Annotated in this window: 8 protein-coding genes; all 8 read left to right on the forward strand. The window is 43.6% G+C overall.

Annotated elements, in window-relative coordinates; genetic code table 11:
• The first annotated feature begins 17 nt into the window (after window positions 1-17).
• The 8 genes from FO447_RS01500 to FO447_RS01535 all read left to right on the forward strand — a co-directional run bounded on the left by FO447_RS01500 (window position 18) and on the right by FO447_RS01535 (window position 12,511).
• Window positions 18-1,694, forward strand: a complete 1,677-nt coding sequence (locus FO447_RS01500) for a RagB/SusD family nutrient uptake outer membrane protein (RefSeq protein WP_117692158.1) — start codon at window positions 18-20, stop codon at window positions 1,692-1,694.
• A gap of 39 nt (window positions 1,695-1,733) precedes the next feature.
• Window positions 1,734-3,833: a hypothetical protein gene (locus tag FO447_RS01505; RefSeq protein ID WP_200757356.1), complete on the forward strand. Its 2,100-nt coding sequence runs from the start codon at window positions 1,734-1,736 to the stop codon at window positions 3,831-3,833.
• An 18-nt stretch (window positions 3,834-3,851) separates the two neighbouring features.
• Window positions 3,852-6,485: a hypothetical protein gene (locus FO447_RS01510; protein ID WP_118415188.1), complete on the forward strand. Its 2,634-nt coding sequence runs from the start codon at window positions 3,852-3,854 to the stop codon at window positions 6,483-6,485.
• Window positions 6,486-6,515: 30 nt separating this feature from the next.
• Window positions 6,516-8,084: a cellulase family glycosylhydrolase gene (locus FO447_RS01515; protein ID WP_118415190.1), complete on the forward strand. Its 1,569-nt coding sequence runs from the start codon at window positions 6,516-6,518 to the stop codon at window positions 8,082-8,084.
• Between the two features lie 212 nt (window positions 8,085-8,296).
• On the forward strand, window positions 8,297-9,610 hold the full coding sequence (locus FO447_RS01520) for a glycoside hydrolase family 5 protein (RefSeq protein WP_200757359.1): 1,314 nt from the start codon (window positions 8,297-8,299) through the stop codon (window positions 9,608-9,610).
• 141 nt (window positions 9,611-9,751) lie between these two features.
• Window positions 9,752-11,038, forward strand: coding sequence for a glycoside hydrolase 5 family protein (locus FO447_RS01525; protein WP_200757361.1), 1,287 nt, complete (start codon window positions 9,752-9,754; stop codon window positions 11,036-11,038).
• 130 nt (window positions 11,039-11,168) lie between these two features.
• Window positions 11,169-11,606: a transposase gene (locus tag FO447_RS01530; protein ID WP_089543290.1), complete on the forward strand. Its 438-nt coding sequence runs from the start codon at window positions 11,169-11,171 to the stop codon at window positions 11,604-11,606.
• Window positions 11,607-11,608: 2 nt separating this feature from the next.
• A complete protein-coding gene (locus tag FO447_RS01535; RefSeq protein ID WP_153083943.1) occupies window positions 11,609-12,511 on the forward strand; it encodes an IS3 family transposase in 903 nt (300 codons plus the stop codon).
• Window positions 12,512-12,843: the final 332 nt, after the last annotated feature.

Here is a 12,843-nt window from a genome sequence, read left to right on the forward strand (position 1 = left end):
CTAAAATTGAAAGTGATATGAAAAGAAAACATATATTCATGAGTGCGTTGATTTTGTCAGCTTTGACACTTACTTCGTGCGATGATTTCTTAGATACAGAGTCCAAGACCGACCTCAACTCAGAAACTGCTTACAGTAATGCTGAGACAGCAGAGATTGATCTCGTGGGCTGTTATGATGGATGGCAACGCACCTATACAGATGCGGGTGTCGGCATGTATCTGATGGCTGAGTTTGCTTCTGATCAGGCTTTTGCAGGTTTGGGACTCTCTGATGCCAAGAATAACAATGTGATAGACCAGTTTGATATTAGCATCGCTCCTTCGTATAACGACTTGTTTAATACAGACTGGAAGAACTATTATGCAGCTATCTTTCGCTGTAATCAGTTGATTGCTGCTGAGAATACCATCAATTGGGGTGGTAATGATAAGGTGAAGGGTCGCATTCTCGGTGAGGCTCGCGCCATCCGTGCCATCCTGTATTTTGATATGGCTCGTTTGTTTGGTGATGTGCCTTTGCTGTTGACACCATCTGAGGAAAATATTCCTCGTACACCAGTTAAGGATGTTTACCAGGTTATCTTTGATGACTTCAAGTATGCCATCGCCAATATTCCTGCTGATGCTTATCCGCTCGATAATCGTGATAGCAATGATGGTCGTATTACCAAGTATGCTGCCGAGGCTATGATGGCTCGGGCGTACCTCTATTATACAGGTTACTATGGTGAGGAGCATCCTGCTTGCTCTAAGTCTGATGCTGTTGTAGCAATCAATGATGTGGTTGTAAATGGAGGATATGAGTTGGAGGCCAACTACAAGGATCTCTGGATGCCTGCTTGTACCAAGGATGCTTCTTCTAACGGAGAGTATGCATGGAGTACAACTTATGCCGGAAAATGGTATGATGGCAAGACCTGGAAGGCTGGTCAGGGTAGTCTCTCTAAGGAGATTGTGCTCAACATGAAGTTCAATTCTACTCACGACTATAACGGAAATGGTGATGGTAATACCTTCTCTGTTTATCTGGGTCCTCGTAACCGTAGCGCTGCTGATATTTGTATTGCAAGTGGATGGGGTGCCTGCACTGTTACTCCTTCTTTCGTAGAGCAGTTTAAGAACGACACTCGTTTCTCTGCTTGTGCATGGAGCTGCAAGGAAGCAGGATTCTCTCCTGACTTGAATGATACTTACGAATACACTGGTTACTATACCCGCAAGTATGCACCTATGTGTTTTGCAGATGGTACTCGCCAGGAGGTAGGTTTCAAACTCGGTGAACAGCATCAGAATATCACCTACTATCAGGATTATACCATTATGCGTTATGCAGATGTACTCTTGATGCAGTCTGAGTTGACGGGTTCTAACTCTGGTTTGAATCAGGTTCGTGCCCGTGCTGGTGAACTCCCAGAGGAGTATAGTATTGAGAATATCCGTAAGGAGCGTGCTATCGAGTTTGCTTTCGAAGGCCTTCGCTATTGGGATTTGATGCGCTACGAAAAGGATGGAGCTTTTGCTGCTAAGACAATTGCTGAGGCTCAGAATGGTGCTTCTGTCCAGAATGGTGGAGCAGCTGCAAAGACCAAGTTCGTGGAGTCTAACTTTACGACCAAGAAGGGCTTGATGCAGATTCCTAATACTCAGATTACACTTTCTGGTAATGTCTTGACACAGAACCCAGGATGGTAATAAGTATAGTTGATTTTAATCATTTAAAAATCGGAAAATATGAAATTATTCAATCATATATATATGGTACTTGCCATATTTGCTACTTTGTTGATGGCGGCTTGTTCGCCTGACAACTTGAGCATGGGCGGCAAGGCTTACTCTCCTGAGGAATTGGTGGAGGGCAAGGCTTATACCGTGACCATTAATGGCAATGTTGTGACCTTGACATCCAATATTCCTGATTGTACGGCTCTTTGGGTTACTCCTTCTGGTCGTTCTCAGAAACCGGTTCAGAAGTTGGAGTTGCCTTTCGCTGGTGACTACGAGGTTACTTTTGGTGTTGAGACCAATGGTGGTGTGGTTTATGGTGAACCATACAAGTTTAATCTTCCTCAGAACGACTTCTCGCTCTTGAACGATAACAAGTGGTTCTATCTGGCTGATCAGGATTATAAGGGTGGTCAGTTCCCTGATGCGGAGACTTTGGCTGCTGGTGTCAAGAAAAAATGGATTCCTTGCTATGCAAGTTTTGGCATCGGTCAGTGTTCTGGTCCTGTGATGTATGCTTTACCTTATGACCCTGATGGTGATGGTAAGGGATTTACAGAGGATGACAAGCTCGGCAATGTTTACAAGGATATTCTCTTTGAGAACTTTAAGCCTAACTGGGATCCTGGATTCCAGAGCTGGTTGATTCCTGAGACTGACCCTTATATGGATTCATATATGGAGTTCAGTATGGATGCCAAGAATGGTTGCGTGGCTACCATGTATCGTGGTGAGGCAGGAACAAAGGGAGCTAGTACCGGATCTAATCTCATTGGTAAGTTTAACATGAATTTAGAGGAGAAGACGATGCCTAAGATTTCGTTCTCTGATTGTTATGCTATGCACAATGTTGCCTTTGATGAAGTTTGTTCTAACTATACCCAGGATATCTCTATAGTTGAACTGACTCCTTATATGCTTCAGTTGGCTACTCGTCGTACCAACTCTGAAGGTAACTGGTATATCATCTGGAACTTCGTTTCTCAGGAAGTTTTGGATACTAAGGGTAAATGTATTCCTGCTGCCGACAAACTTTTGGATGTTGTATCTCCTAAACTTCCAGAGTATCCTAACTTGGCAACAGATTTGTTCACTATCGAACATAATGATGTTTCTTATGTTGGTAATAAGGCTACATTCATTCTCGATTCTGAGAAGCCTTACGATATCTTGTGGTGGAACAATTCTCCATTTACTTACGAAACATCGAATGCTAATGGTGTACCTAGCAAGCAGGAGATGGCTGTTCAGAATGCTGCTCGTTGGAAGTCTGTAATTGGTGATAAGTATAACGAAACATGGGCTCCTAAGCCTGCAGATGCTGTAGTGGATAACTTCCAGCTTTCTATTGAGAAGATTACGGGTCAGGATTTCTACAAGTTCTCTTGCACAGACTGCGAAGGTCAGGAACTCGAAGGAAGAATGGAAATCAAGGATGGTAACAAGTTGGTATTCAATAAGTATATCAATATCATTGCAGCTTCTAGCGATAAGCGTACTATCAAGTTGAGAACTCGTGAGTTTACAGTCTTGGGCGAGGATGCTGCTGGTCAGTTGATGATTGGTGTTCCTGAAGCAAAAGATGCTGACGGTAATGTCAATACTTATCTCGTAGCTTGCCTCAACCATAAGGCTATTGGTGGTGGACAGACAGGTCCTACTATCGTGGGTATTGATGCAACCAAGATTCCTGACAAACTTTGGACCGAGAATGGTTGTCTCCGTTTAGGCTTCTGGCATTACGGAGCTTCTGGTTCTGGTATCTTCAAGGATGAGATTGGCAAAATTAAATTGAAGAAGAAGCAGACTATCACAGTTGTCTTCAAGATTAATAGTGGTATTACGTGGTCTGCTACTCCAAAGTGTGCTCTTATTACTGATAATAAGGATATAGGTGGTATTTGGGAGCCAAAGCGCTTTGAACAATCTGATGCAGTTGAACTGAATACTAATGGTGAGACAACTGTCTCTTTGACTAATACGTCAGGTTCTACAGTTACCTTTACTGGTACTTGCCTCGACCTTTCTATACAGTTGGATGGTTATGGCACATTGGATGGTGATGCCTCTGCTGTAGGTGTGGAGATTGTTTCATGTACGATTCAATAACTTTAATAGAATTCAATTATGAAGAATAAAATATTATTTGGAATAATGGCATTTGTCATGAGCATCTTCTTCGCAGGATGCTCTGACGATGACTATTCTCCTAGCACAACCCCATTGCTGGATGAAAATTCCGTTGTTACGGGGTCTGCTGACGTTACAGCCTCTTCCGCTATCTTCCATGGTACGGTGAAGGGACTCGAAAGTCAGTCGTCCGGATCTTACACTGTAGGATTCATGTATGGTGATGCCGAGGACAATCTTTCTGAGAAGGTAACCGGCGAAAGCACCTCTGAGTTCAGTGCTTCTATCTCTGGCACTCCTGGTCAGGTGGTTTACTATCAGGCTTTCGTTACCTTGCAGGGGCACGTTACTTATACGGGTACTGTCTCCAGTGCAGTCTTAACCGATTCCAAGGCTATCACTGGTGAGGTAAAAGATCTGACAGCTACCACTGTTACTTTCCAGGCTTCTTTGGAGAAAGCTCCTGCTGATGCCGTAAGCGGTATTATCCTGTCACCTGATACTAAGACAGAGAAAATCCGCAAGGGTGTACGTATTCAGGCTGATGGTATCAACGACAACTATGAAGTAAAGACAGAGGGCTTGTTGCCTAATACTACTTATCACTATACAGCTTACCTCGACTTGGGTAATGGTGTTATCTATGGTGAGGAAAGAGAGTTTACAACTCCTGAGTCTAACTTTAATCCAGATAATGATCTTGTAGACCTTGGTCTCTCTACCAAGTGGGCTAGGTATAATGTTGGTGCTACCAGTGAAACAGAGTTTGGTGGTCTCTTCGGCTTTGGTGATATGACTGGCTTCAAAACCAGCGTATTAATGGAGGATTATGCTTCTGCTGACATCTATAAGACTGATCGTGATGTTGCCAATAAGGCTTATGGCTCTTGGTTGACAATGCCAACTGTGGAAGAGTTTGAGGAGTTGTTTAATGAGTGTAAGAAAGAATGGGTAGAACAGGCTGGTGTAGCTGGTTACAAGCTTACAGGTCCTAACGGTAATTCCATCTTCTTGCCAGCGGCAGGTTCTCGTACTCAGCAGACTGTTTCCGGTCAGGGTATCAATGGTCTCTATCTCTCTGGTTCTATCAATCCTGCTGACAAACAGTTTGCTTTGGGCTACAGCTTCGACCGTAATTCAGATCGTCGTACTTCTACTCCTGTTTATCAGGCATTGGCTATCCGCCCTGTATCTGTGGCTAAGAACGTGAAGTTTGTTAAGGAGAAGTTGTATAATACTTGGGAGTTTGACTTGAAACCAGATGAATCTCATTATAAGTTTGTTGGTCCTGTATTCTTCTATGGCAAGGATGCAAGTTGGGCTTCTTATACCAATAACCAGCCTGTTGTAGGTGAAACTACCGGTTGGGATGCAGAATATGCAAATATTAAGTCTTGGGCTATCACTGATCCTAGCCATTGTAATGGTACAATGACATTCTATCAGGATGAAGATGGCAATGATAAGGTAAAGGTTCATCAGGTTCAGGCTGATGGTTCTTATAAGGATTCTGAAGGTACATTTACCGTTGATGAGAAGAATAAGACAATCACAATGACCATTGACCCTCTGAATGCAGTTGAGTATATCGGTGGTATCACCCGTACTGATGAAACCAAGATCAAGGTGATGTCTCTTTCTGACGAGGCACTTCAGTTGGGTGTAATCCGTTCTAGTGATGGTCAGTTGATGATTTATAACTATGTAACCTCAGATGTCAAGAATGGCTATGTTGCCAAGTTGACTGCTTGGGGTGATGGTGGCAACTGGGATGGCGCTTCAACTGTCGTTTCTGGTGGCTCAAAGGCTGTTGGTCAATATACTGTAAAACTTGAAACAACTGAAGCCCGCACCAATGGTAAGGTTTACGTCCTTGATCTGGAAGGCTTTGCTGCAAAATACCCTAAAGCATTGGTTCGCATTGATGCTATCAAGGCTGATGGACAGGATTTGAAGTTTGATGCCAACAAGTTCCATTATGGTGATATCGAAGATAACGGCAACTATCGTATAGAGTTGTTCAATATCTGGGGTTCAGGTACTGCTCAGAATTCCCCATTCCGTGCTAGTGGAGGTCCTGGTGAAGCAGGTGAGCCTGCTCTTGCCTTCAATAAAACCTTGGAGGTAACATTCACTGTAGTTTCTACAACTAGTGATGGTACTGGTGTCTACACTCCTACATTCAATGCCGTTCGTGGCTGGGGTGAAGGTGAAGCTCAGTTGTGGGGATATAACGATGGTTCTACTTTGAAAGTTGTTAAGAGTGACAAGGGGCAATACTCTCTCGAGAACAATCAGTTCGATATGACTTATGAAGGTTCGGGCTTTGAAGGTGGTACTATCATGACATTCGTTGAGATTGCTGACCTTTATGGTTTCTTCCCAGGCACACACAGTACTTTGGATGAGTTCTATCTTGACGGTAAGGCTGTTTCTTACGATAAGTCTAAGGTGATTGACGCCAATGAGAATCCTAAGTATCGTTTGGAATTATTTAATTGCTATGCTGCTACAAAGGATAATTGTGCATTTGGTGTCAAGGATGGTGATTTGATGCGAGAGCTGGGCTTTAATAAGTCTATGCGCGCTAAGTTTACTGTCCATAGTCTTTTCCCTGTACCACAGTGGTAAAAATAAAGTACTACGTAAAAATATACGATTATGAAGAAAGTAAAATTGATATTTGCAACCATGCTTGCCTTATGTTTCTGTTTCGTGATGGCGGCATGTAGTGATGACGATAATGATGTTACTGAAATCTTCCATGTTGAGGGCACTGAGTTTGCCCTCAGCAACGAAGCTGCTACAGAAACATTCTCGGTGACGGCATCCAGTAAACCGCTCGTTGTGGTCAGAGACAAGGATGACGCCGGTAAGAAAGTGGATGTCTCTTGGCTTACCTTGACAGAGGGTAGTGCAGAGGGAAATGTATATAACTATTCTTTCGCAGTGACAACAAACAAGAGCGAAAGTCCACGCAGCCTTCTCATCAAGGTGACACAGGGTACCAATATGAAGGAGATTTCTATCACTCAGGCTGGTGAACCTCTTGTTGTTCCTGAAGGAGAAATGGCTCACAATGCCAAGGAACTGGCAAGCATGATGTATGCCGGTATTAATCTGGGTAACCTGATGGAGGCACCTGGAGGTGAGGGCTCTTGGAGAAATGGTAAGGTTTCTGAGGAGTATATCAAGAGTTTGAAGAATGCTGGTTTCAATACCGTCCGTATTCCTTGCGCTTGGGCTGCCCACTTTACTCATCGTTCTACAGATCCAGCATACACCATTGATACCAATTGGCTTCATCGTGTAAAGAAAGTCATCAGCTGGTGTGTTCAGAATGATATGTATGTTATCCTCAATTGTCATTATGATAAGGATGGAGATACCGAAAAAGATGGCGGTTGGCTTGAAGACCATATCTTTGATGATTTGTTGGAGCCATCTATCATTGCAAGACAGAAGGCTATCTGGACTCAAGTGGCTTCTTACATGAAGGACTTTGATGAGCACCTCCTCTTTGCAGCCTGCAATGAGCCAGGTATGAACGAAACTTCTGGTAAGTCTGATATGTGGAAAGATAAATATGCTGTGGAGCGTGTGGTTAGATATGAGCAGACCATGATTGATGCTGTTCGTGCTACTGGTGGTAATAATGCTTCTCGTACCATCATTGTTCAGGGACTCGGTGCTGATATCTCAAATACCTGCAACTATATGGACAACCCTGATGAGACTGAGGTGGCAACATTCCCTACAGACAAGGTGCCAGACCGTCTGATGGTAGAGGTTCACTTCTATGAGCCATATCTGTTCTGCTTGCTGGATAAGGATGGAAATGATGCATGGTCTAAGTGCTACTATTACTGGGGCAAGGATAATAAACTTGCTGGCAGCAACCGTAATACTCCTGACAATTATGCCGAGGCATGGGTTGACGCTCAGATGGCTAAGATCAAGGCTAAGTTCGTAGACAAGGGTATCCCTGTTATCATCGGTGAGTATGCTGCTATCTTCCGTACTTTAGGAGAAGGAGAGGATCAGGAATTGCACGATAAGTCTGTGGCTTACTTCGATGAATATGTTACCAAGGTAGCCAAGGACAATGGTTGTGTTCCATTCTACTGGGAGACTGGTGACGTGATTGATTGCACCAATGGCGTAGTGAAGAAACAGTATATCTTCGATGCCATCATGAAGGGTGCGAGCCAGGGTAAATACCCATGGTAAAAAACGAGATATTAAGTCTTTAGGTTTAATATAAAGTGTGTGGACGCATATCGGAGAATCTTTCTCTGATGTGCGTCCTTTTTTGTGCAAATATCGTACATCCTAACATAATATACCTATCCTTTTATCAAAAGTATACATTCACGCTACAGTTTTTTCGCTATCTTTGCAACATGATAACTTCAAAACCCGATAATACGTTAGATTGATATATGAAGAAGATAGTTATGATTATATTGGCTGCCGCTCATTTCGCTTGGGCTGGCGCACAGGTTAAACCAGTGGATGGCCGTATCTCGAAAATGAAACTCACGGCTACCGAACTGGCTCACTATATGGCTCCAGGAGTCAACCTGGGTAATACGATGGAGGCGTGCGACTGGAACGATGTCTTTACCAATCAGGCAGGACTGAAGTCGGAAACTTCATGGCAGAATGATAAGACTACTGAGAGCTATATCCGGAGTTTGAAACAGCAGGGATTCAACAGTCTTCGCATCCCTACATCCTGGGTGGCTGGGCATCTTACGGATAAGGAGAATATGACCATAGATCCTGTCTGGATGAAACGAATCAAGGAAATCGTAAACTATGGTCTCAATGCCGGTCTCTGTGTCATCATCAACGAACACTGGGATGGCGGATGGATGGAGCATGATGCCTTTACCAGCGGGGCGAATGTGGCAGAGCATAAGGAGATGTTCCGCAAGCTGTGGACGAATATAGCAAAGGAATTCAAGACGTATGACCAGCGGGTTCTCTTTGCTGCCCTCAACGAACCGGGAGTGGGAGGCGCCAGTCCGCAGGTTCAAGGCGACATGCTGGCTCCTGATAGTAAGGAGTTTACCGACCGTCTCCTGGCATACGAACAGGTGTTTATCGATGCCGTCCGTGCTACCGGTGGTAATAATGCCAGCCGTGTGCTCATCGTACAGACTCCAAAGACCGAGATTGATTTGGCTGCCAAGGATTATTATGACATTACCCGTCTGAAGGATAAGGCGAAGAACTGCCTGATGGCAGAGGTTCATTTCTATGATCCCTATACCTTCACCCTGATGGACAAGGATGCTGATTGGGGCAAGGTGGCTCTTTATTGGAAAGGACATGCGCCTGCCGATGACCAGGGACGAACCGTAAACACCATCTTTTATAATAATAAGAACGTGGATGCCTACCAGCATATTATCAACCAGGTGATGAAGATGAAGAAGAAGTTTGTGGACAAGGGCTATCCGGTAGTCATCGGCGAATATGGTGCCAACCGTAAGGATGCCTCTCTCTTCGGTGGTAATCAGGAGAAGCATAATGAGAGTATGATGGCATGGTATGGTGCTGTGACTGCCGAAATGATGAAGGCAGGACTTATCCCATACGTCTGGGATATCAATGTGCAGCCTCTTCCTCACATGACCATCTTCGACAGAAAGAAACAGGTAGTTTCCGACTCCTATATATTTAAAGGTGTGATGCAGGGAGCAGGCGAAGGGATGGAAGATTACCTGAAAATCTATCCGAAACCTTAGAAAAAAGCAGAAAAAGCAATAATAAATAAGCATAGTTTAGATTTATATGTAGAAAGGGCAAAAAAGTATCATGCTTTTTTGCCCTTATTTAGTATCTTTGCAACCGAAAATGAATCTTTAAACTGTAAACTTAAATAATAAATGAAGAAGATATTTATTTTATTGATGATGGCATTGGCTACATGCAATATCTCAGCGAAGTCAAACTTTGTGCAGGTAAAGGACGGACATTTCGTTCGTGATGGTAAACCTTATTATTATGTAGGTACCAATTTCTGGTATGGTGCAATCCTCGGTTCAGAAGGACAGGGTGGCAACCGTGAGCGTCTCTGTAGGGAACTCGATAAGATGAAGGAGATGGGCATTGATAATCTCCGCATCCTGGTGGGCTCTGATGGAAAGCGAGGAGTGAAGACCAAAGTTGAGCCGACGCTGCAGGAAGCTCCGGGCGTTTATAACGATACGATTCTTGCAGGTCTTGACTATCTTCTGATGGAGATGGGCAAACGCAAGATGCTGGCCGTGCTCTACCTGAACAATTCCTGGGAATGGAGTGGCGGTTATGGCTATTACCTGGAGCAGGCTGGTTTGGGTCAGGCTCCCCGTCCTAACGAAGATGGATATCCTGCCTTCATGAACTTCGTCGCCAAATATGCATCCTGCGAAAAGGCGCATCAGCTTTTCTATGATTATGTGAAATTCATACTTACGAGAACCAACAGATATACAAAGAAGAAGTATAAGGATGACCCGGCCATCATGTCATGGCAGATAGGTAATGAGCCTCGTGCTTTCAGCAAAGAGCAGTTGCCTGCTTTCGAAAAGTGGCTGGGTGAAGCGAGCAAGCTGATCCGTTCGCTCGATAAGAATCATCTGATTTCTATCGGTAGCGAAGGTAAATGGGGATGTGAAGGAGAACTGAACTGTTGGGAACGGATCTGTGCCGACAAGAATGTGGATTATTGCAACATTCATCTTTGGCCATACAACTGGAGTTGGGCTAGAAAAGACCATTTGCAGGAAGATTTGGGAATCTCCTGCCAGAACACAAAGGACTATATTGATGAACATCTTGAGGTATGCGGACGTATCAGGAAGCCATTGGTGATGGAGGAGTTCGGCTATCCTCGTGATGGTTTCTCTTTCTCAACTTCTTCTACAACAGAAGCACGTGATGGATATTATAAGTATGTGTTCAGTCTTGTTGGCGACAATGCAGCATCCGGCGGTTACTTTGCCGGTTGCAACTTCTGGGGATGGGGCGGCTTTGCCAATCCTAAGCATGAGCAGTGGCAGGTAGGTGATGACTACACCGGTGATCCTGCTCAGGAAGCGCAAGGTCTGAACTCCGTTTTCTCTACCGATAAATCTACATTGGATGTAGTAAAGACGCAGGTAGACAGAATGAAGAAGATTGGTAAGTTATAAGTTTAGTGAAATTGTTAGTTGTTTTAGGAGGGTGTGCCATCAGTTCATGGTGCACCCTCTTTTTTCTGGCTTTTTCGTGTCCTGTACTTCCCTGAAAAAGGTTGTCACTTAGGAACAAACAGAAGTGACAATGAAACGTAAGACAAGAATTGAACGTGTGTATAATGAGGACACAGGTTGGTTTGAGACCCGTGAGGTAGAGTTGAATAGCTACTCTTTTACAGATGATGATCGTATCATGATAGTTCGAGAGTATATGGAGAGTGGGCTCCCAGCAGAAGAAATCATCAAGAAATACTATATAAGCAGTCGTACAGTGCTATTTTCTTGGATGGATAAGTTCTTAAATGAAAAAGATTTGTTATCTTTGCCGCCAGAAGACCAAAACCGTGACGATATGGCAAAGACAACAAATGAACAGTTGAAAGAGAAAGATGCAGAGATTAAGCGTCTCCGCAAGGCTTTGGAGTTAGAGAAGCTTCGCTCTAAGGCATTCTCCACCATGATTGACCTCGCAGAAGAAACCTTCAATATTCCTGTGAGAAAAAAATCTGGTACCAAACAGTAAGCTTGCTCCGCACAGAGTGCCAGAGCCAAGGTTTAGGCACTCTATGCGGGCTGTTTGGTTTCACCCGGCAAGCATATAATAAGCGCAATGTCTCTGACGGCTTTGCTGAAGAGGCCATTGAGTCTATCATCATTGAAAAGGCACGTGAGTATCGTAAGTCGAATCCTGGCTTAGGAGCTGCAAAGTTGCATGCCATATTGAAACAGATGTTTGAGGATACTGGCTGCTTCCCTGGTCGTGACGCATTTATTGAGATGCTGCGTAAGCATGGACTCATGGTACGTATAAAGCGCCGTAGGCGCTATAAGACAACAGATTCCGACCATAATTATCGCAAATATCCAAACCTGATTAAGGGAGTAGTTCCTACCCATCCGAACCAGATTTGGGCAAGTGACATCACCTATGTTGAAACCAATGAAGGTGTGTGCTATCTCTCGCTTATAACAGATCTGTATTCCCATAAAATCGTTGGATGGGCTGTTGGTCCAACATTAGAAACTGTATATCCATTAGAAGCGCTTAAAATGGCATATAAAAGCATTGATGAAGAAACTGCAAAAGGACTCATTCATCACTCTGACAGAGGAAGCCAGTATTGCAGTCAGAATTATGTATCTATCCTAAAAAGTCATGGCTCACAAATAAGTATGACTCAAACAGGAGATCCTTTGGAGAATGCTATAGCAGAACGTGCAAACGGCATTTTAAAAACAGAATGGCTTTATAGAATGACAATTCCTACTCGTAAAGTATGTAAGAAGGAACTGACCAGGATTATTGCGTTTTATAACGACGAAAGACCGCATATGAGTATCGGTAATCAAACACCATCAGTTGCACATACTCAAGTGGGGCCACAGCAGAAAATGTGGAAAAATCCTTGGGAAAATTCTTCTAATTAGTTGAAAATGTGTATCTTTGCATTTGAAAGAATATCATCACCGTAACCTTTCTAGGGATAGCTCCTTAAAAAGAGTAACCTAGTTAGGTATAATGGGTATTCGCTGACAACCCATATAGTGATAAAATTAAAAATGCGTAACTCATTTAGTGATACAAAAAATAGATAGTAACAAATTTAGTTTAACCATCCTAAAGGTGACAACTTTTTCACGTATAAGACACAACTTTTTCACGTATAAGACAAGTATGCTGCCCCTCAAAAAGTAGACACAGAAAGGTGGAAAACTGATGGAAAATGATTACCTTTGCAAGCAGATAGAGTTGTGTGCCC

The sequence above is a fragment of the Segatella copri genome (genome assembly GCF_015074785.1).
In the GTDB taxonomy this organism is placed as follows: domain Bacteria; phylum Bacteroidota; class Bacteroidia; order Bacteroidales; family Bacteroidaceae; genus Prevotella.

Coding starts and splice junctions, on each gene's coding strand:
- FO447_RS01500 (WP_117692158.1), top strand. CDS start 18: ATGAAAAGAAAACATATATTCATGAGTGCGTTGATTTTGTCAGCTTTG.
- FO447_RS01505 (WP_200757356.1), top strand. CDS start 1,734: ATGAAATTATTCAATCATATATATATGGTACTTGCCATATTTGCTACT.
- FO447_RS01510 (WP_118415188.1), top strand. CDS start 3,852: ATGAAGAATAAAATATTATTTGGAATAATGGCATTTGTCATGAGCATC.
- FO447_RS01515 (WP_118415190.1), top strand. CDS start 6,516: ATGAAGAAAGTAAAATTGATATTTGCAACCATGCTTGCCTTATGTTTC.
- FO447_RS01520 (WP_200757359.1), top strand. CDS start 8,297: ATGAAGAAGATAGTTATGATTATATTGGCTGCCGCTCATTTCGCTTGG.
- FO447_RS01525 (WP_200757361.1), top strand. CDS start 9,752: ATGAAGAAGATATTTATTTTATTGATGATGGCATTGGCTACATGCAAT.
- FO447_RS01530 (WP_089543290.1), top strand. CDS start 11,169: ATGAAACGTAAGACAAGAATTGAACGTGTGTATAATGAGGACACAGGT.